The sequence below is a fragment of the Streptomyces sp. NPDC038213 genome (genome assembly GCF_055600495.1).
Map to the genome: position 1 here is coordinate 35,482 of NZ_JBVJYM010000035.1, position 19,387 is coordinate 54,868.

15 protein-coding genes are annotated in these 19,387 nt (G+C 75.6%); 9 read left to right on the plus strand and 6 right to left on the minus strand.

Going from position 1 to position 19,387, the window contains the following annotated elements:
• The first annotated feature begins 14 nt into the window (after positions 1–14).
• Complete coding sequence (gene pgfA, locus ACZ7JZ_RS31475; protein ID WP_470945415.1) at positions 15–1,022, plus strand: cell envelope lipid trafficking protein PgfA; 1,008 nt, start codon at positions 15–17, stop codon at positions 1,020–1,022.
• Here the strand turns inward: pgfA and hrpB are convergent.
• Entirely contained in the window at positions 1,019–3,649 is a 2,631-nt protein-coding gene (gene hrpB, locus ACZ7JZ_RS31480; protein WP_470945416.1) for an ATP-dependent helicase HrpB, read from the minus strand. The two genes, pgfA and hrpB, sit on opposite strands and share 4 nt — an antisense overlap.
• A gap of 6 nt (positions 3,650–3,655) precedes the next feature.
• Positions 3,656–4,558 carry a class I SAM-dependent methyltransferase gene (locus ACZ7JZ_RS31485; RefSeq protein WP_470945418.1) on the minus strand — a complete coding sequence of 301 codons (903 nt, stop codon included), beginning with the start codon at positions 4,556–4,558 and terminating at the stop codon, positions 3,656–3,658.
• Positions 4,559–4,895: 337 nt separating this feature from the next.
• Between ACZ7JZ_RS31485 and rpsA the strand changes: the two genes are divergently transcribed.
• From rpsA to coaE, 3 genes are all read left to right on the plus strand, one after another.
• Complete coding sequence (gene rpsA, locus ACZ7JZ_RS31490; RefSeq protein WP_470945420.1) at positions 4,896–6,404, plus strand: 30S ribosomal protein S1; 1,509 nt, start codon at positions 4,896–4,898, stop codon at positions 6,402–6,404.
• Positions 6,405–6,651: 247 nt separating this feature from the next.
• A complete protein-coding gene (locus tag ACZ7JZ_RS31495; protein WP_470945421.1) occupies positions 6,652–7,590 on the plus strand; it encodes a PAC2 family protein in 939 nt (312 codons plus the stop codon).
• Between the two features lie 114 nt (positions 7,591–7,704).
• Positions 7,705–8,310, plus strand: coding sequence for a dephospho-CoA kinase (gene coaE, locus ACZ7JZ_RS31500; RefSeq protein ID WP_470945422.1), 606 nt, complete (start codon positions 7,705–7,707; stop codon positions 8,308–8,310).
• Positions 8,311–8,374: 64 nt separating this feature from the next.
• Here coaE and ACZ7JZ_RS31505 read toward each other — a convergent pair whose 3' ends face one another.
• Positions 8,375–8,656 (minus strand): DUF6343 family protein, encoded by a 282-nt coding sequence (locus ACZ7JZ_RS31505; protein WP_470945423.1) that lies wholly within the window; start codon positions 8,654–8,656, stop codon positions 8,375–8,377.
• Between the two features lie 90 nt (positions 8,657–8,746).
• Positions 8,747–9,391: a hypothetical protein gene (locus ACZ7JZ_RS31510; protein ID WP_470945425.1), complete on the minus strand. Its 645-nt coding sequence runs from the start codon at positions 9,389–9,391 to the stop codon at positions 8,747–8,749.
• Positions 9,392–9,619: 228 nt separating this feature from the next.
• Here ACZ7JZ_RS31510 and ACZ7JZ_RS31515 point away from each other — a divergent pair, with 228 nt between their 5' ends.
• From ACZ7JZ_RS31515 to ACZ7JZ_RS31530, 4 genes are all read left to right on the plus strand, one after another.
• The gene (locus ACZ7JZ_RS31515; protein ID WP_470945427.1) at positions 9,620–11,197 is read left to right on the plus strand and encodes a helix-turn-helix domain-containing protein; all 1,578 of its coding nucleotides are present in this window, start codon (positions 9,620–9,622) and stop codon (positions 11,195–11,197) included.
• Between the two features lie 122 nt (positions 11,198–11,319).
• Positions 11,320–14,277, plus strand: coding sequence for a DEAD/DEAH box helicase (locus tag ACZ7JZ_RS31520; RefSeq protein WP_470945428.1), 2,958 nt, complete (start codon positions 11,320–11,322; stop codon positions 14,275–14,277).
• On the plus strand, positions 14,274–15,512 hold the full coding sequence (locus ACZ7JZ_RS31525; RefSeq protein ID WP_470945430.1) for an SWIM zinc finger family protein: 1,239 nt from the start codon (positions 14,274–14,276) through the stop codon (positions 15,510–15,512). The genes ACZ7JZ_RS31520 and ACZ7JZ_RS31525 overlap by 4 nt, the downstream gene beginning before the upstream one ends.
• A 94-nt stretch (positions 15,513–15,606) precedes the next feature.
• Positions 15,607–16,296, plus strand: a complete 690-nt coding sequence (locus ACZ7JZ_RS31530) for a chaplin (protein WP_470945432.1) — start codon at positions 15,607–15,609, stop codon at positions 16,294–16,296.
• Between the two features lie 40 nt (positions 16,297–16,336).
• Here ACZ7JZ_RS31530 and ACZ7JZ_RS31535 read toward each other — a convergent pair whose 3' ends face one another.
• Both ACZ7JZ_RS31535 and ACZ7JZ_RS31540 read right to left on the minus strand, forming a co-directional pair.
• Positions 16,337–16,996 carry a DUF2293 domain-containing protein gene (locus ACZ7JZ_RS31535; RefSeq protein WP_470945434.1) on the minus strand — a complete coding sequence of 220 codons (660 nt, stop codon included), beginning with the start codon at positions 16,994–16,996 and terminating at the stop codon, positions 16,337–16,339.
• A 79-nt stretch (positions 16,997–17,075) separates the two neighbouring features.
• The gene (locus tag ACZ7JZ_RS31540) at positions 17,076–18,515 is read right to left on the minus strand and encodes a WGR domain-containing protein (protein WP_470945436.1); all 1,440 of its coding nucleotides are present in this window, start codon (positions 18,513–18,515) and stop codon (positions 17,076–17,078) included.
• 91 nt (positions 18,516–18,606) lie between these two features.
• Here ACZ7JZ_RS31540 and ACZ7JZ_RS31545 point away from each other — a divergent pair, with 91 nt between their 5' ends.
• Positions 18,607–19,257: a nucleoside/nucleotide kinase family protein gene (locus ACZ7JZ_RS31545; RefSeq protein ID WP_470945471.1), complete on the plus strand. Its 651-nt coding sequence runs from the start codon at positions 18,607–18,609 to the stop codon at positions 19,255–19,257.
• Positions 19,258–19,387: the final 130 nt, after the last annotated feature.

Below are 19,387 nucleotides of genomic sequence, written 5' to 3' on the forward strand. Positions count from 1 at the left end.
GAGGGGGTCCGGCCGTGCGACGCAGAGCAAGCCTCGTCCTGCTGTCCCTCGCGGTCTTCTGCACCGCGCTCGCCCCGCTGCTGCGCTGGTGGATGTACCCGGGCTTCGCGAAGATCCCGCCCAGCCAGTACCAGGAGGTGGTCCTGGAGGCGAAGCCCGCCACGCTCCTCGACTACTCCACCCTCAAGCCCGTGAAGGTCCCCAAGATCACCATCGTGCAGACCCTCAAGGGCAACGTCGAGCGCTCCGAGGAGATCGAGGCGGGCGCCGGCCGGGACGTGGTGGTCTGGGACTCCCTCTCGCACGTGATCGGGCCCGACGGGAAGATGGTCTCCTCCATCCCCGAGCGCTACATCTTCGACGCGCACACCCAGGACCCGGTGCACGCCACCGGCGAGATGGTCGACGGGGACCCGGTCAAGCGCGAGGGCATCGAGTTCAAGTGGCCCTTCTTCACCGAGCCGCGGGACTACCTGTACTTCGACGCGCAGACCCGCACCTCGGCGCCGATCCACTACGTCGGCCCCCGGAAGTTCCGCGGCATGGACGTCTACTACTTCGAGCAGACCATCCCGTGGACCAAGGTGCCCTTCCCGAAGAAGATGCCGATCCCCGGCTTCGACGCCTCGACCATCGAGAAGAACATGGGCACCACCCGCTGGTACACGACCAAGCGGATGTTCTGGGTGGAGCCGGTGACCGGCGCCCCCGTCAACGGCGAGGAGGTCCACACCGAGGAGCTGCGCGGCGGACAGCTCGCGGCGGGCGCCCCCGACCAGCGGCTCGTCGTCTTCGACGGGCACGTGAAGATGCGCGAGGACTACATCAGGCACACCCTCGACCTGGTGGCCGCGAACCGCACCAAGGTCCTCGTCCTGCACACCTACGCACCGGTCGGCCTGGCCGCCACCGGAGCCGCCCTCCTCGCCCTGGCCCTCTGGCTGGAGGCCCGCTCCCGCCGCCCGCGGGGCGCCGACAACGGCCGCCGGGGCCTCCGCCAGGATCCGGGAGGGACGGTCTAACCCCGCCGCAGCCGGGCGCTCGTGTACCGGGTGGCCTCGGCGGTCGCCGGGTCCTCCGGCCACGGGTGCTTCGGGTAGCGGCCGCGCAGCTCGGCCCGCACCGCCCGGTAGCCCTCGCGCCAGAAGGACGCCAGGTCCGCGGTGACGGCCGCGGGCCGCCCGGCCGGGGACAGCAGGTGTACGAGGACGGGCACCCCCGGCACCCCGCCCACCCGCGGGGTCTCCCGCAGTCCGAACAGCTCCTGGAGCTTCACGGCCAGGACGGGCTGCTCCGCCGAGTAGTCCAGGCGGATCCGGGAGCCGCTCGGCACCTCCAGCCGCTCCGGGGCCAGCTCGTCCAGGCGCAGCGCCTCCCCGGTGGCCCAGGGCAGCAGCCGCCCGAGGGCCTGGCCGGCCTCGATCCGGCCCAGGTCGGCGCGGCGCCTGGCCCGGGACAGCTCCGGCTCCAGCCACTCGCCCGCCCGATCCAGCAGGGCCGCGTCCGAGACCTCGGGCCAGCCCCCGCCCGCCACCCGGTGCAGGAACTCCAGCCGGGCCCGCAGCCCCGCCGCCTCCGGGGTCCAGCGCAGCAGCCCGAGCCCCTCCCGGCGCAGCCCGTCGAGCAGGGCCTCCCGTACCAGCGCGGGATCGGGGTCCCGCAGCGGGCGCACGGACAGCTCGACCGCGCCGAGCCGCTCCGCGGACCGGGCGACGAGCTCGCCGTCCTCCCAGCGGACCTCCTCGCCCGACGCCAGCAGGTGCCCGGCCGCCGCGCGCGCGGTGTCCTCGTCGAGTACGGCGGCCAGCCGGATCCGCGCCGACGCGGCGTGCGCACCGCGGTCGGCCACGGCCACGGCCAGCCAGGGCGCGCTGCGCAGCGCGGAGCCCTCGGCGAGCTCGGCGCCGGTGCCGGAGGCCATGAGGTAGGCCCCGCCCCCGCGGGCCTTCGCCACCCGCTCGGGGAACGCCAGCGCGGCCACCAGGCCCGCCACCGCGTCGTCCCCGGCCGGGCCCCCTGCCCCGCCGCCGTCCCCGGTGCGCTCCACCGTGCCGTCTCCGTCCGCGCCGCGGACCGCGCCGGCCAGGCGGCGCACCTCCGTGCGCCAGCGCGCCGCGTAGGCGTCCGCACCGCGGCGGGCCCCGCGCCAGGCGGCCGCCAGGTCGTCGCCGTACTCCCGCGGCGGCTCCTCGCTGAGCAGGGCCACGGCCTCCGCCGCCCGGCGGGCGCCGACCCGGGGGGCCGCGTCCAGCAGGGCGCGGGCCAGCCGCGGGTGCAGGCCGAGCCGGGACATCCGCACCCCGCGCGGGGTGGCGCGGCCCGCCGGGTCCACGGCGCCGACCGCGGCCAGCACCTCGCGGGCCGCGGCCATGGCCCCGGCCGGCGGCGGGTCGAGGAGGGCGAGCCCGGCGGCGTCCGGATCGCCCCAGCAGGCGGCCTGGAGGGCGAAGCCGGCCAGGTCCGCGATCTTGATCTCGGGGGCGGGGAAGGCGGTCAGCCGGCCGTCCTCGGCCTCGGACCAGCAGCGGTACACCACCCCGGGGGCCTCGCGCCCGGCCCGCCCGGCCCGCTGCCGGGCCGAGGCCCGGGAGGCCCGTACGGTCGTCAGGGACCCGAGGCCGCGGGCGTGGTCCACACGCGGTTCGCGGGCCAGCCCCGCGTCCACGACCACCCGCACCCCGGGCACGGTCAGGCTGGACTCGGCCACCGCGGTCGCCAGCACCACCCGGCGGCCGGAGCCGCCCGCGAGCACCGCGTCCTGCACCGCCGCCGGAGCCCGCCCGTGCACCTGGAGCACCTCCGCGGACACCCCCGCCAGCTGGGCCGCGACCCGGGAGATCTCACCGGTGCCGGGCAGGAAGCACAGCACGTCGCCCTCCTGCTCGGCCAGGGCCCGCCGCACCACCGAGGCCGTGTGGGCCAGCAGGGCCGGGTCCACGCGCATCCCGTGCGGTGGCCGCACCGGCCGCACCGGAGGGGCCCAGACCACCTCCACCGGGTACGAGACCCCGGCGGCCTCCACCACCGGCGCGTCCCCGAGCAGCCGCGACCAGCCCGCCGCGTCCGTGGTCGCCGAGGCGGCGACGAGCCGCAGCTCCGGGCGCAGCGCGGCCCGTACGTCGAGGAGGAACGCGGCGGTGGTGTCGGCGTCCAGGTGCCGCTCGTGGCACTCGTCCAGGACGACCACGTCCACCCCGGCGAGCTCCTGGTCCCGCTGGAGCCGCTGGAGGAGCACGCCGGTGGTGACCACCTCGACGACCGTCTCCGGGCCGACGGCGCGCTCGCCGCGCACCGTGAAGCCGACCCGGCCGCCTGGCTGCTCGCCCAGCAGCCAGGCCATCCGGCGGGCCGCCGCGCGGGCCGCGATCCGCCGCGGCTCGGCCACGACCACGCGCCGCACCGGGCCGGACGCGGACGCCCCGGCCCCCGCACCCGCGTCCGGCCCGTCCCCTGTGGTGGGGACGAGCCCGGCCAGGGCGAGCGGGACCAGCGTGGTCTTGCCGGTGCCCGGCGGGGCGCACAGCACGGCCGCGCCGTGCCCGTCGAGGGCGCGGACCAGGGCGGGCAGGGCGCTGCGGACGGGCAGGGCGGCCAGCGCCCCGGCGCGTATCGAGGCCGGCGGGGCGGCCGGGTTCGGCGGGGTCGGCAAGGGGGCTCAGTCCTCGCGCTCGCACACGAAGACCGCCGTGCCCGGGATGAGGTTGCCGCGCAGCGGGGACCAGCCGCCCCACTCCTGGCTGTTCCAGGCGGGCCACTCCGGCTCGACCAGGTCGACGAGGCGGAAGCCGCCCGCCACCACGTCCCGCACCCGGTCGCCCAGGGTCCGGTGGTGCTCCACGTACACGGCCCGGCCCTCCTCGTCCTGCTCCACGTACGGGGTCCGGTCGAAGTAGGAGGCGGACACGGACAGGCCCTCGGGTCCCGGCTCGTCGGGGAAGGCCCAGCGGATCGGGTGGGTGACGGAGAAGACCCAGCGGCCGCCGGGGCGCAGCACCCGGTGGACCTCGCGCATCACGTGCAGCGGGTCCGCGACGAAGGGCAGGGCGCCGTAGGCGGAGCAGGCCGCGTCGAAGGAGCCGGCGCGGAAGGGCAGCGCCCCCGCGTCCGCCTGGACCAGGGGGACGTCGCCCTCGCCGATGCGCAGGGCGTGCTGGAGCTGGCGGTGGGAGAGGTCCAGGGCGACGGGCCGGGCGCCCCGGGCGGCCAGCCAGCGGCTGCACTGGGCGGCGCCGGCGCCGATCTCCAGGACGCTCTTCCCCTTGAGGGAGGCGGCGGGCCCCAGGAGCGCGGCCTCCTCCTCGTCCAGCCCCTCGGGGCCCCAGACGAAGCGGTCGTCGCCGAGGAACGCCCCGTGCTCCGTCTGGTACTCGTCGGCGTTGCGGTCCCACCAGCCGCGGTTCGCGCGGCTGCTCTCCGCCCCGCCCGCCTCACGGCGGGTGGCCGCGGCGTCCTCACCGGATTCCGCACCGGATCCGCCGCCGGTCTCCCGGTCGAATCCACTGCCGAACGCACCGGCGACTTCGTACACGCCTTCGGTGGCGTCATCCTCTTGGTTCATCGGGCCGTCCGTCGTAGTCTTCGCAGCACGTTGCCGCGTGCAGCCCTTTAACCGCACGTGAGTTGCGGTCGGGCCTGCGGTCTTCCGGCGGGGTGGGCGCCTTCGCGCATTGACCCTGTCCGGCTGCCCCCGTATGCTACAAGTTGCGCTGCGAGCCTGTGCTCCTCAGACCTAGCAGGCTGCGCTCGTATCTGTTGCAACCCCTCGGTTTTCGAGGTCCTCCCCGCCCCGGCGGATTCGAGGCCTCCTTGGCTGTCCGGCTTAAGGCAGACGCGATAAGGGCTCCCGGCGTAGCAGTACCTACGACTTTCTGTCCGTAACCGGAGCCCTTTCCCACATGACGAGCAGCACCGAGACCACCTCTACCACTCCGCAGGTAGCGGTCAACGACATCGGTAACGAGGAAGCCTTCCTCGCCGCGATCGACGAGACGATCAAGTACTTCAACGACGGCGACATCGTCGACGGCGTCATCGTGAAGGTCGACCGGGACGAGGTCCTGCTCGACATCGGTTACAAGACCGAAGGCGTGATCCCGAGCCGCGAGCTCTCGATCAAGCACGACGTCGACCCGAACGAGGTCGTCAAGGTCGGCGACGAGATCGAGGCCCTGGTTCTCCAGAAGGAGGACAAGGAAGGCCGTCTCATCCTGTCCAAGAAGCGCGCTCAGTACGAGCGTGCCTGGGGCACGATCGAGAAGATCAAGGAAGAGGACGGCATCGTCACCGGTACCGTCATCGAGGTCGTCAAGGGTGGTCTCATCCTCGACATCGGCCTCCGCGGCTTCCTCCCGGCCTCCCTGGTCGAGATGCGTCGTGTCCGCGACCTCCAGCCCTACGTGGGCAAGGAGCTCGAGGCGAAGATCATCGAGCTGGACAAGAACCGCAACAACGTGGTCCTGTCCCGCCGCGCCTGGCTCGAGCAGACCCAGTCCGAGGTGCGCCAGACGTTCCTCACCACCCTGCAGAAGGGTCAGGTCCGCTCCGGCGTCGTCTCCTCGATCGTCAACTTCGGTGCCTTCGTGGACCTGGGCGGCGTCGACGGTCTCGTCCACGTCTCCGAGCTGTCCTGGAAGCACATCGACCACCCGTCCGAGGTTGTCGAGGTCGGCCAGGAAGTCACCGTCGAGGTCCTCGACGTGGACATGGACCGCGAGCGCGTCTCCCTGTCGCTGAAGGCGACCCAGGAGGACCCGTGGCAGCAGTTCGCCCGTACGCACCAGATCGGCCAGGTCGTCCCGGGTAAGGTCACGAAGCTGGTTCCGTTCGGTGCGTTCGTCCGCGTGGACGAGGGCATCGAGGGTCTGGTCCACATCTCCGAGCTGGCCGAGCGCCACGTGGAGATCCCGGAGCAGGTCGTCCAGGTCAACGACGAGATCTTCGTCAAGGTCATCGACATCGACCTCGAGCGCCGCCGGATCTCGCTGTCGCTGAAGCAGGCCAACGAGTCCTTCGGTGCCGACCCGGCGTCGGTCGAGTTCGACCCGACCCTGTACGGCATGGCCGCGTCCTACGACGACCAGGGCAACTACATCTACCCCGAGGGCTTCGACCCCGAGACCAACGACTGGCTCGAGGGCTTCGACACCCAGCGCGAGACGTGGGAGCGCCAGTACGCCGAGGCGCAGGTCCGCTTCGAGCAGCACCAGGCGCAGGTCATCAAGAGCCGCGAGGCCGACGAGGCCGCTGCCGCCGCGGGCGAGGACGCCCCGGCCGCCGGTGGCAACGCCGGTGCGGGCATCTCCGGTGGCTCCTACTCCTCGGAGTCGGACGACACCTCCGGCGCCCTGGCCTCCGACGAGGCCCTGGCCGCGCTCCGCGAGAAGCTGGCCGGCGGCCAGAGCTGATCGCAGCAGCGCAGCAGCACGCCTCGGCGTGAACTGAGCTGAAACGGTAAGGCCCGTCCCCTTAGGGGGGCGGGCCTTATCGCGTTCCGGAACCGCGTTCAGGAACCGGGTTCAGGACCCCTCAGCCGCGCGTGCGGCCGCGTGCGGGTTCTCCCATCGTGCGCACGTACGAGGCGTGTTCGCCCTGCTGGGAATGGCTGCGGCCGCTCGTACGTTCTTCGCAGTGACGCGAGGAGGAGTGGTGACGGTGCTTGATCCACAGGGTTTGTACGAATGGGACGCCAAGGGTCTGGCGGTGGTAGACCTGGCGCTCGCCCAGGACTCCGCCGGGCTGGTCATGCTCTACCACTTCGAGGGGTACATCGACGCGGGGGACACCGGGGAGCAGATCGTCGAGCGGCTGCTCGACACGCTGCCCCACCAGACCGTGGCCCGGTTCGACGCGGACCGGCTCGTGGACTACCGGGCCCGCCGCCCGCTGCTGACCTTCAAGCAGGACCACTGGACGGAGTTCGAGGAGCCCAGCCTGGAGGTCCGGCTCGTCCAGGACGCCACGGGCGCGCCCTTCCTGCTGCTGTCCGGCCCGGAGCCGGACGTGGAGTGGGAGCGCTTCGCCAAGGCCGTCGAGCAGATCGTCGAGCGGCTCGGCGTCCGCCTCGCGGTCAACTTCCACGGCATCCCGATGGGCGTCCCGCACACCCGCCCGGTCGGCATCACCCCCCACGGCAACCGCATCGACCTGATGCCCGGGCACCGCAGCCCCTTCGACGAGGCCCAGGTCCCCGGCAGTGCCGAATCGCTGGTCGAGTTCCGCCTCGCCCAGGCCGGGCACGACGTCCTGGGCGTCGCGGCGCACGTGCCGCACTACGTCGCCCGCTCCTCGTACCCCGACGCGGCCCTGACGGCGCTCGAGGCCATCACGGCGGCGACCGGCCTGGTCCTCCCGGGCGTGGCCCACGCGCTGCGCACGGAGGCGCACCGGACGCAGACCGAGATCGACCGGCAGATCCGCGAGGGGGACGAGGAGCTCGTCGCCCTCGTCCAGGGCCTGGAGCACCAGTACGACGCGGCCGCCGGCTCCGAGACCAGGGGCAACATGATCGCCGAGCCCGCCGAGATCCCCTCGGCGGACGAGATCGGGCGCGAGTTCGAGCGCTTCCTCGCGGAGCGCGAGGGCGAGGCATAGGCGCGGGCGCGGACGCGGCGGGCGCAGCCACCGCCGCAGCCGAGCGGACCGGACCGGACGGGGCCCGGCCGCCCGCCTGCTGCGGGCGGCCGGGCCCCGTCTAAGCTTCGGCCCATGCTGAAAGTGGGCCTGACGGGCGGGATCGGTGCCGGCAAGAGCGAGGTTTCTCGGCTGCTGGCGGGCTATGGCGCGGTGATCGTCGATGCTGACCGCATCGCCCGGGAGGTCGTGGAGCCGGGGACGCCCGGGCTGGCCGCCGTGGTCGAGGCCTTCGGCGCGGCCGTGCTCACCCCCGAGGGCACCCTCGACCGGCCCGCGCTCGGAGCGGTCGTCTTCGCCGACCGGGAGCGGCTGCAGACCCTGAACGCGATCGTGCACCCCCTGGTCGGGGCCCGGTCCGCCGAGCTGGAGGCCGCCGCCGGCCCGGACGCCATCGTCGTGCACGACGTACCGCTGCTGACGGAGAACGGGCTCGCGCCGCTGTACGAGCTCGTGGTCGTCGTGGACGCGGCGCCGCAGACCCAGCTGGAGCGGCTCACCGGGCGGCGCGGGATGACGGAGGACGAGGCCCGCGCGCGGATGGCGGCGCAGGCCACGCGCGAGCAGCGGCTCGCCGTCGCCGATCTCGTGATCGACAACGACGGGCCGCTGGAGGCGCTGGAACCCCAGGTCGCGAAGGTCTGGGCGGAGCTGCGGGAGCGCGCCGCGGCCAAGGGCTGAGCGGGCCTGGACGACCTCGGGGCGCGGTGCTCTGCTGTCCGGGTCGTCCGGGTCCCCGGGCGGTTCAAGGGTGCGGTGGTCTGCCGTCCGGGTCCCCGGGCGGTTCGTACGGCGGGACGTCGGGGCCGGGCTGGTAGTGCGCGCCCTGGTGCATGCGGTGCACGATCATCATCAGGTCGGCGCCGATCAGCAGGGTCAGCACGGCGCAGGTGACCGCCCAGCCCGCCCGCTCGGACAGGGCGAAGGCCGCGGTGCCCGCGACCGCCCACAGCAGCCCCCACACGCTCAGCCAGAAGCGCAGCCGCAGGGGGCTGCGGGCGTTCACCGGTTCGTTTCCCGTACGCATGGGCCATCGCCTCGCCCTCTCCGTACATCGTCTCCCCGGCTGAGCCCGCAGCACACCCGGGCGGCGGCTGCGGGTTCGGCTGCTGCCGGATTACGGGTTGAGCTTGTTGACCGCCGTGGTCGTGGTCTTCTTGAAGGCCTTGACGGGGGCCGTGGTCAGATCGCCCATCTGGGACCAGCTGACCACGGTGACGGTGGAGCCGTCGCGGCCGATGCCGAAGAGGTGCACCCCGTGCTCGGACTCGGGAACGCCGGTGTGGACCCCGTACACGTGTGCGCCCTCCTCCACGGCGAGCTTGCCGTAGTCCTGCCAGGAGGCGATCCCGCCGGGAGTCCTGCGCAGCCAGTCGGCGGCGCAGGCCGCGGCCCGCTTCTCCAGGGTGGCGGCGAGCGCCTTGGCCTTGGCCTCGGAGCCGGCCCGCACGGACACCTGGCGGGCGCCCGTGTCGTACTCGGTGCCGAAGACGCGGTGCCAGGTGTTCGCCGTCGGGAGGGCCTTCTCCAGGCAGAACACCCCGCCCTCGGGCAGGCCCTTCTTCACCGGGCCGGCGAACCAGGGGGAGGAGGGGTGGGGCGGGAGGTCGGTGCCCTTGAGGAACCCGGGTGCGGTGACCGCCCGCGGGGCCGCCGCGACGGCGTCGGCGGGTCCGGCGGCGCTGGCCGCGGGGATGGCGAGGGCGGCGACGGCGGCTGCGGCGGCGGTCGCGGCGACGATGGCGGTGGTGCGCTTGAACACGGTGGATCTCCCCGTTGAAAGATGGTGCGGAAGGTCGTGGTCCCCGGCTCCCGGGCTGTTCGCCGGTGCCGGGTCGCGGCCCGTCCCCCGGGCTGCCTCCACAGACTTTCCCGGTGCCGGGGTGTCGGACAATGGAACGGTGCCGATCCGGGACACTGGAACGGAGATACGTGCTGTGAGCTGGGGAAACACCCTTTGCATGGAACGGCGTGGCGGGACGGGGGAGCCGTGGGCGGGACGGGGAAGAGCACGGAGGCGGAGGCGTTCGCGCGCCTGATGCGGGAGGTGAAGGAGCGTTCGGGGCTCAGCTACGGGGTCCTGGCGCGCAAGCTGCACACCAGTACGTCGACGCTGCACCGCTACTGCAAGGGGGAGGCGGTCCCGGCGGAGTTCGCGGTCGTCGACCGCTTCGCGCGGGCGTGCGGGGCGGCGCAGGGCGAGGCGGTGGAACTGCACCGGGCCTGGCTGCTGGCGGACGCCCGACGGCGCGCTGCGGCCCGGGACGCGGTGGAGGGTGCGCGGACTTCGGGGACTTCGGGGGCGGCGGCGGGGGTCGGGGATGTCGCGGGGGAGCCGGAGGGCGCGGAGCGCGTGCCGGTGACCGAGGTGCGTCCGGATGCGGAGCCGGGTGGGGGAACGGCCGGGGTCGCAGGGGGCGGAGAGGACGTCGCACCCGGTGCCGGTGCCGGTACGGATGCGGGTTCGGGCGCGCGCACCGGTGGCGGTGGTGCGGGTCCGGGGGCGGGCGGGGAGGCGTCCGTACCGCTGGTCTCCCGGCTCCCCGCCGCGGACGCGGCGCGCCGGTCCGGCCCGGGGGCCCGCGGGGCCGGGCCGGGTACGGGCGCCGCCCCCGCCCGCTGGTACCGCAGCCGCCGGACGGCCGCCGTGGCCGGGGCCGGGGCGGCCGTGGGGGTGGTGGTCGCGCTGGCCCTCGCCGCCACCGCGCCCTCCGGTCCGGGCGCGCGTACGGGCGCCGTCCGCGCTCCTGCGTCCCCGTCCGCCGGGGTTCCGGGCGGCGGCGGGGTGGGCGCCCCGGCCACCGGCACGGGCACGCCCGGCGCCTCGCCGGGCGCCACCGCGAGCGCCACGGCCGGCCCCGGCCCCTCGCGCAGCGGCCCGTCCGGCACGGCCTCCACGAGCCCGTCGGCCGCCGCGCCCACGGCTCCCGGCGGCTCCGCCGCACCCGTCCCGGCCCAGCCGCTGGCGCTGGGCGTGCGCCCGCACGTATGGCTGTACGGCTGCGACCAGTCCTACCTGGTGCGCGGGGGACCGGCGGAGGTGCCCGCGCCGCCGGCCTCGCAGGACGCGCAGGCCTGGGCGCAGGGGCAGCGCGCGGTGCACGCGGGCCGCCAGATCGTCGAGGCCACGGTCACAGGGCGCGGCTCCGTCCCGGTGGTCCTCCAGGAGCTGCACGTGCGGGTGGCGGGGCGGCGGGCCCCGCTGGCGTGGAACGTGTACTCCATGTCCCAGGGCTGCGGGGGCTCGCTCACCCCGGCTGCGTACACGGTGAACCTGGACGCCCCGCGCCCGGTGACCCGCCCGGTGCCGGGGCACGACGGGGAGAACGCGCTGCCCGTGCCCGCCCTGCCGCTGAAGGTCTCGGCCCAGGAACCGGTGGTGCTGCGGGTGGAGGCCTCGGCCGTGCGCTGCGACTGCGACTGGTACCTCGAACTGGCCTGGACGGCAGGGGGCCGCTCCGGGACCACCCGCGTCGACGACGGCGGGCGCCCGTTCCGCACCAGCGGTGGTGCGGGGCGGCCGACCTACGGTTACGCCACGGAGTCGGGTCGGTGGGCCACGGACTGACGGCCTTGCCGCTCCGGGGCGTACGGGCAGGTCAGGGCCGTTGTCGGTGGGGCTGCCTACACTCGCAGTGAGTAGTCGCCGCGGGTGTGGCGGTGGCGTGGGCGCGGGGGAGGGAGGTCGTGATGGACGGGTCCGGGGCCGGGCGCGGGCTGCTGCGCCGGGCGGCGGTGTTCCTGCCCGCCGCCGTGCCGCGGGAGGGCCGGATCGCCTTCTGGTCCCCCGAGGGCGAGCCGCTGCCCGGGGAGCTGCCCCCGGAGGCCGCGGCGGAGCCCCTGAAGGTCGTGGGGGCGTACGGGGCGGGGGCCCGCAGCCGGACGGCCGAGGCCGTCGTGCTGCCCGTGGCCGCCGCCCTGCCGCTGCTGGTGCGTGCGGGCGGGCCCGCGGAGCCTGGGGTCCACCCCGCGGCCCGCTGCTGGGGCGCCGCCGCGCACCAGGCCCTGGCGCTGGCGGCCCGGGGCCGGCTGCTGCCCGGGGTGAGCGCCGACGGCGTGGACGCCTGGCGGGCCGGACCGCTGGCCGCCGACGACCTGGCCCATCTGCGGGCCATCGCCGCCGCGATGCCGTACGAGGCCCATGCCGTCCCCCTGCCCGGCCGCAGGCCCCTCCAGCTCCCGCAGCCCGAGGCGCTTCTGCGGGCCTTCCTCGACGCCGTCGCCGACACCCTGCCGCGGACGCCGGCGGCCCCCTTCGCGGCGGGCCGGCCCTTCGCGGCGCGGGAGCCGCAGCGGGTGCCGGAGCTGCGCGAGTGGGCCGTGCAGGTCGCGGCCGGGGCGGACGAGGGGGTCGGGGTCTCGCTGCGGCTGGACCTGTCCGCGTACGGGCTGTTCGACCCCTCCGAGGACCCCGGGGCCGGGACCGCGTCAGGGGAGGGCGGGGGCGGCGCGGGCGCCGCCTCCGGGCCGCGCCGGGCCGGGGCGGCCGTCGTGCAGCTGCACAGCCTCGCCGACCCCACGCAGGTGACGGACGCGGGACTGCTGTGGGCGGGGCGGACCGCGGGCGACGGATTCGGCCCGCGGGCCCGGGTGGACGCGGTGCTCGCGCTGCGCCGGGCCGCCCGCGTGTGGCCGCCGCTGCTGCGGCTGCTGGAGCAGCCCGTACCCGACGTGCTGGCCCTCTCGGACCCGGAGCTGGAGGACTTGCTCGGCACGGCCGCGACCCGGCTGGCGGCGGCGGGCGTCGCGGTGCACTGGCCCCGCGAGTTCGCCCGTACGCTCACGGCCCAGGCCGTGGTGCGGCCCGCGCCCGGTTCCGCGGCGGACGGCACCTCGTTCTTCGACGCGCAGCAGCTGTTCGCGTTCCAGTGGGAGCTGGCCCTCGGCGGGGACCGGCTCACACCCTCCGAGATGGACCTCCTCGCCGAGGCGCACCGGCCGGTCGTGCGGCTGCGCGACCAGTGGGTCCGCGTGGATCCGGAGCTGGTCCGCAAGGCGCGCAAGCGGGAGCTCGGCCTGCTCGACCCCGTCGACGCGCTGGCCGCGGCCCTCACGGGGGCGGCGGAGGTCGACGGCGAGACCGTGGAGGCGGTCCCCGTGGGCGCGCTCGCCGCCCTGCGCACGCGGCTCACGGCCGACCTGGAGCCCCTCCCCGAGCCCCCCGGGCTGGCCGCCGTCCTGCGCGGGTACCAGCGGCGGGGCCTGGCCTGGCTGGACCTGATGACCTCGCTCGGCCTCGGCGGCTGCCTGGCCGACGACATGGGCCTCGGCAAGACGGTCACCCTGATCGCGCTGCACCTGCACCGGGCCCGGCCGGAGCCCACGCTCGTGGTCTGCCCCGCCTCGCTGCTGGGCAACTGGCAGCGCGAGATCGAGAAGTTCGCCCCCGGGGTCCCGGTGCGCCGCTTCCACGGCAGCAGCCGCAGCCTGGCCGAACCGGGCCGCCCCGGTCCGCCGGGGGCCCCCGCGGGCGGCTTCGTGCTGACCACGTACGGCACGATGCGCGCGGCCGCCGCCACCCTGGCCGGACAGCAGTGGGGCATGATCGTCGCCGACGAGGCGCAGCACGTGAAGAACCCGTACTCGGCCACCGCCAAGGCCCTGCGGACCCTGCCCGCGCCCGCCCGCGTCGCCCTGACCGGCACGCCCGTGGAGAACAACCTCTCCGAGCTGTGGGCCCTGCTCGACTGGACCACCCCCGGCCTGCTCGGCCCGTTGACCAGCTTCCGCGCCCGGCACGCCCGCGCCGCCGAGCAGGGGGAGCACCCGGGGCACGGGGACGCGGTGGCCCGGCTGGGCCGGCTCGTGCGGCCGTTCCTGCTGCGGCGCCGCAAGTCCGACCCCGGCATCGCCCCCGAGCTGCCGCCGAAGACCGAGACGGACCACCCCGTCGCGCTCACCCGCGAGCAGGCCTCCCTCTACCAGGCCGCCGTCACGGAGACGATGGCCCGCATCGAGGCCAGCGAGGGCATCGCCCGCCGCGGACTCGTCATGAAGCTGCTCGCCTCGCTCAAGCAGATCTGCAACCACCCCGCGCAGTACCTGAAGGAGCCCGTCTCCCAGGACCGCCCGGCGGGCCGCGGCCCCGCCCTGCCCGCGGCCCGGCTGCGCACGGCGCACCGCTCGGGCAAACTCGCCCTGCTGGACGAGCTGGTGGACACGATCCTGGCGGAGGGCGGGGCGGTGCTGGTGTTCACGCAGTTCGTGTCGATGGCGAGGATCCTGGAGGCGCACCTGTCGGCGCGGGGGATCGGTTCGCTGCTGCTGCACGGGGGGACGCCGGTGGCGCGGCGGCAGGAGATGGTCGACCGGTTCCAGGCGGGCGGGGTGCCGGTGTTCCTGCTGTCGCTGAAGGCGGCGGGCACCGGGCTGAACCTCACCCGGGCGGGGCACGTGGTCCACTTCGACCGCTGGTGGAACCCGGCCGTCGAGGAGCAGGCCACCGACCGGGCCTACCGGATCGGGCAGACCCGGCCCGTGCAGGTCCACCGCCTCATCGCCGAGGGCACCGTCGAGGACCGCATCGCCGACATGCTCCGCTCCAAGCGCGCCCTCGCCGACGCCGTCCTCGGCAGCGGCGAAAGCGCCCTCACCGAACTCACCGACGCCGAACTGTCCGACCTCGTCTCCCTGCGCAGGCCCTCGTGATCACCCCCCGCGACGATCTGCGCCGCACCTTCCCCGCCCTGCCCGCCGGACCCGCGGACAGCTGGTGGGGACGGGCGTGGACGGCCGCCCTGGAGGCCGCCGCCGGGGACCCCGGACGCCTGGAGCGCGGCCGCACGTACGCAGCGCAGGGGCACGTGGAGGGCGTGACCGTCACCCCCGGGCGGGTCGTGGCCTACGTACGGGGCAGCAGGGCCCGGCCGTACCGCACCGAGCTCGTCGTCGGGACCTTCGGCGAGGAGCGGTGGGAGGAGCTCCTCGAAGCCCTCGCGGCCGACCCGGCCGGACTCGCCGCCCTCCTGGAGAGGGACCTGCCGCAGCACCTCGCCGCTGGGCTGCTGCCGGGCCCCGGGGAGCTGCTGCCGCGCTGCTCCTGCCCCGACCAGGTCCGCCCGCCGTGCAAGCACGCCGCCGCGCTCTGCTACGGCGTCGCCCGGCTGCTCGACCAGGACCCCTTCGTCCTCCTGCTGCTGCGCGGCCGCGGCGAGAGCCGCCTGACCGCCGAGCTGACCCGGCGCAACGCCTCCCATGCCGCCCGCGAGCAGCGCCCCGCCCCCGCCGGACCCCCGGGGGTCCCGGCCCGGGCCGCCCTCGCGGAGCGCACCCGCCCGCCGCTGCCCGCACCGCCGCCGGTCCCCGCGGCCCCCGCGCACCCGCCGGGCTATCCGCAGGGGGCCGGGGCCCCCGACCCGCTCGCCCTGGACCAGCTGGCGACGGACGCGGCCGCCCGCGCCCACGCCCTGCTCACCACGGGCGCCGACCCCATGGCGGGGCTGGGGCTCTGGCAGGACGCCGTCCGGCTGGCCGCCGCGCACCCCACCTCGGGGCTGACGGGCCCGGCCCGCGCGCTCTACCGCGAGCTGGCCTTCGCCACCGGCCGCCCGGTGGTCGAGCTGGCGCGCGCGGCCTCGGCCTGGCGGTTCGGCGGGCGGGCCGGGCTGGCGGTCCTCGAGGAGCCCTGGGACCCGCCCGCGGGGCCCTTCGACCGGGCCGGGCCGGCACTTGCGGCCGCGGGCCAGGGCGCGTACCGCCCCGAGCGGAACCGGCTGACCTCCGGGACCCGCCAGCTCAGGCTGGGCCGCGACGGCCTCTGGTACCCGTACACCGCGGACCCGGGGACCACGGACTGGTGGCCCAGCGGCCCGCCGCGCACGGAGCCGCAGGCCCCCTTCGGTGACGATCATGAAGTAGGGAGATCCCGGTACACGATGGAGTGAAATGCGTACCGGCTCTATAACCCGTATGGGTTTACCGCGTTGGTCCCGGTGCGGGCGGGCATCCGCCCAACTCCTCGGGAAGGCAGGGAAACTGATGCGGCAGAGTCGTCGGAACGGCGTGATCGCGGCGGTGTTCGCGGGAGGTGCCCTCTCGCTCGCCGGGACGGCGGGTGCCGCGTTCGCGGACGCGGAGGCGGGCGGTGCGGCCGAGCGGTCGCCCGGACTGCTCTCCGGGAACCTCGCCCAGCTGCCCGTGCACGTGCCGGTGAACGTGTGCGGGAACACCGTCAGCGTGACCGGCCTGCTCAACAGCGCAGCGGGCAATACCTGCGTCAACGAGGGCCATGCGCCCAGGAAGACGCCGTACGGATCCAAACCGGCACCCGGGCGGGCCGGGGGCGCCGCGGCCGAGGCGCGCGGAAAGGATTCGCCGGGGCTGCTCTCCGGCAATGCGGTCCAGCTCCCGGTCGAGATCCCGGTCAACCTCTCCGGGAACTCCGTGAACGTGGTCGGCGTGGGCAACCCCTCCACCGGCAACACCTCCGTCAACGGCACCGAACCGCCCCGCAGCGGAGCCAAGCCCCCGCAGCCGCCCGCGGTCCGGCCCGCCACCCCGGCGCCGCCCTCGCCGCCCGCGCCGGTCCGCCCCGCCCGTCCCGGCACCTCCGCCCTGGCCGAGACCGGGGCCGGCGGCCTCGGCTACGTCCTGCCCGCCGGCGCGGCGCTGATGCTGGGCGGCGCACTCCTCTACCGCCGCTACCGCCCCGGCGACCAGGCGGCCTGAACCGCGGGGCGGGGAGCCCCGGCGCGGGCCGCCCCCTGCCTCAGGCGGCCTCCGGGTGCTGCCAGGAGGCGAGGATCGCCTCGATGCGCGGGGCCAGCCGGGCCCGCGCCTGGTACCGGGGCACCCCGGCCATCAGGAGGGCGTCGTACTCCGTGTCGGCGTGGCGCACGGCAGCCCGGACCGCGACCGCGACCGCGCGCCCGTCCAGCGCGCGGCCGGCCGCGGTCCGGCCCACCCGGCCGCTGCCCCGCACCGAGGCGTGCGCCGCGATCGCACGGGCCCGCTCCGGGGGGATCCCCGGGAACAGCCGGCGTATCTCCGCCGCGAACGCAGCCGTGAAGACGGTGTCCTCGGCGGCGCGGCGCAGCCGGTCCCGGGCCCGGCGCCGGGCCCGGGCCTCGGAGTCCGCCAGGCACCGCACCTCCGCGCGGGCCAGCGCCTCCTCCTCCACGAGCAGCCCCTGCCGCTCGTGCCGCCGCCTGCGCTTCTCGTAGCGGACCACGACCGCGTACAGCGAACTGCCCTCGCGGGCCCGCCGGGTGAGGGCCGCGTTCCCCCGCGGCAGGTAGACGAGGTGGCCGAGATCCGCGCAGTCCAGGCAGCGCGGCACCGCCCGCTCGCGGACGAGCATGTCCAGGGGTCCCTGCCGGCACTCGGCGCACCGGACCGGCTTCAGCGCTTCGAACACGACCAGTTCCATGGCAGGTTGATACCGCTGCCGGGCCCCCCTCTCACCTGTCGCGCCGCACCGGGGATGCACAGCACTGCGGCCCGTGCCGTCAGACCAGGCGGCGGATCTCCCCGCGCACCCGGTAGAAGCCCCCCGGAGAGGCGTGCAGCCCGTCGACCACGTACCGCGCACCGGGCTCCCGGATGCCCCGCGGGAACTGCACCTTCCAGCCCGTCTCGAACCCGCCCGAGACCACCTGCACCCGCAGCCGGCCGCTCTCCTGCACGCACTCCACCACCACGCCGCCCGCCGGCGCCGCGGAGACCGTCGCCACCGCGGCGGCCGAGGCCACCGGCCGCGACACCGGCAGCGCCGCGGCGGACTTCACGTCCACGGCCTGCGGAACCGTGCCCTCCTGGGCCGCCGCGATGGCCTGCTCGCTCGCGTCCACGCAGACCAGCGAACCGTCCGTGGTGACCAGGTAGAGCTTCCCGTCCAGGTACTGCATCGACAGGGCCGCCCCGCCGCCCGTGCCCAGCTTCCACAGCCGCCGGCCCGAGGCGTCGAAGCAGTACACGGACGAGGCCAGGTCCCCGGCGAACACGTGCCGCCCGTCGGGGGAGGTCGCGCACGAGTACACCGCCGCGTCGCACTGGTACGAGGCCTCGACGGCGCCCGTGGCCTTCGACAGCCGCTGCACCTTGTTCCGCCCGGTGCCCGCGTACACCGCGTGCTCCTCCTGCCAGCCGAACAGCACCCCGCCGTCGGTGGCGGTGTGCCACAACTCCCCGCTGCCGTCGGGCGCGTACGCCGTCACGCCCGCCGAGTGCCCGTGGTACACGCCCCGGTCGTCGGCGCGCACCATCCAGGCGCTCGACCCCGGCGAGCGGCGCGACCACGCGAACTCGTCCTCATGGTCGATCACGGTCAGACCGCCGTTGCGGTCCGCGACGTTGAGGACGCCCTCCCGGATGTCCAGCCAGAAGATGTCCACGTCCGCCGCGATGTCGTAGGCCCCGAACGGCACCTTCGACGAGAGGTCGTACACCGTGCCGTCGTCGCAGCCCGCGTAGATCCAGAACTCGTCCGCCACCAGGCACTTGACCCCGTCCGGCAGCGAGTAGCGGGCCAGCACCTCCCCGCCGTGGCTGAGGGTGTACACGTCGCCGGCCTGGTTGCCCACCCAGCAGCGGTCCTCGTCCACGTGGATCCCGAAGGCCGCGTCGCCGGTCCGGAAGCGCCACAGGACCGGGGCCACCGCCCGCGCGGTGGAGGGCGCTGCGGTCACCTGGCGCCGGGTCACGGCCCGCGCGGCGCGCTGCCCCTGCACCGCCGGGGCGTACCCCTTGCGGACCTTCTCCCCGAGCTTCTTCGCCGCCGCGGCACGGGCCTTCTCGGCCGACGCGAACGAGGAGCTCTGCAGCTGGCCGGCGGCGCCGATGCGCCCGTAGCGCACGGACACCTCCGTGCCCTCCACCGTCACCTCGTAGAACTTGTGCGCGCCGCCGCCGTCCTGCGACAGCTCCAGGTACGTCGTCTCTCGTGCCATGACAGAACCCTCCCCAAGGCCGGGCGGGCGGTGTTCTCCCGCCGCTGATCCCTCGTCGAGAACGCTACGGGTGAGCACTGACAATGGACTGGTGAAGCTGGAGGCGATCAGTTGGGAGCGGATGGCGGAGGCCCTGGCCGGCCATCTGGAGGGGCCCGTGCGGGCCGGGGCCCCTGCGGGCTCCCGGCTGCGCGTGGCGGTCGACGGGGCGCCCGCGGCCGACACCGGCGCGCTCGCCCGCGCGCTCGCCGAACGGCTGCGCCTGCGCGGCCGCCCGGTCCTCGTCGTGGCGGCGGAGGGCTTCCTGCGCCCGGCCTCCCTCCGCTTCGAGCACGGCCGGCACGACGCCGACAGCTACCTCGGCGGCTGGTACGACACCGCCGCCCTGTGGCGCGAGGTCTTCGGCCCGCTGGAGCCGGACGGCAGCGGACGGGTCCTGCCGGACCTGTGGGACCCCGCCACCGACCGCGCCACCCGCAGCCCGTACGTCGAACTGCCCCCGGACGGCGTGCTGGTCCTGCACGGGCCGCTGCTGTTCGGCCACTGGTTCCCCTTCGACCTGGGCGTGCACGTGCGGCTCTCCCCGGGGGCGCTGGCCCGCCGCACCGACGGGGACGCGCAGTGGACCCTCCCCGCCTTCGCGCGCTACGAGGCCGAGACGGACCCGGCGGCGGCAGCCGACGTGCTGGTACGGGCGGACGACCCGCGGCACCCGGCCTGGTCGGGGCTCCCCGCGGTCTGACGGCCGGGAGCGGGAGGGCGGAGTGCACCCGGGCAGGCGAACCCGCTCCGTACGCCCCTCAGCCTGTCCGCCCTTCAGTCCGTACGTCCCCCAGTCCACCTCCAGTCCGTACGCCTCCCAGTCCCGTACG

Bases quoted from the DNA above. Each gene is read 5' to 3' on its own strand.
- ACZ7JZ_RS31485 (WP_470945418.1), bottom strand. From the start codon at position 4,558: ATGAACCAAGAGGATGACGCCACCGAAGGCGTGTACGAAGTCGCCGGT.
- rpsA (WP_470945420.1), top strand. From the start codon at position 4,896: ATGACGAGCAGCACCGAGACCACCTCTACCACTCCGCAGGTAGCGGTC.
- coaE (WP_470945422.1), top strand. From the start codon at position 7,705: ATGCTGAAAGTGGGCCTGACGGGCGGGATCGGTGCCGGCAAGAGCGAG.
- ACZ7JZ_RS31505 (WP_470945423.1), bottom strand. From the start codon at position 8,656: ATGCGTACGGGAAACGAACCGGTGAACGCCCGCAGCCCCCTGCGGCTG.
- ACZ7JZ_RS31520 (WP_470945428.1), top strand. From the start codon at position 11,320: ATGGACGGGTCCGGGGCCGGGCGCGGGCTGCTGCGCCGGGCGGCGGTG.
- ACZ7JZ_RS31530 (WP_470945432.1), top strand. From the start codon at position 15,607: ATGCGGCAGAGTCGTCGGAACGGCGTGATCGCGGCGGTGTTCGCGGGA.
- ACZ7JZ_RS31535 (WP_470945434.1), bottom strand. From the start codon at position 16,996: ATGGAACTGGTCGTGTTCGAAGCGCTGAAGCCGGTCCGGTGCGCCGAG.
- ACZ7JZ_RS31540 (WP_470945436.1), bottom strand. From the start codon at position 18,515: ATGGCACGAGAGACGACGTACCTGGAGCTGTCGCAGGACGGCGGCGGC.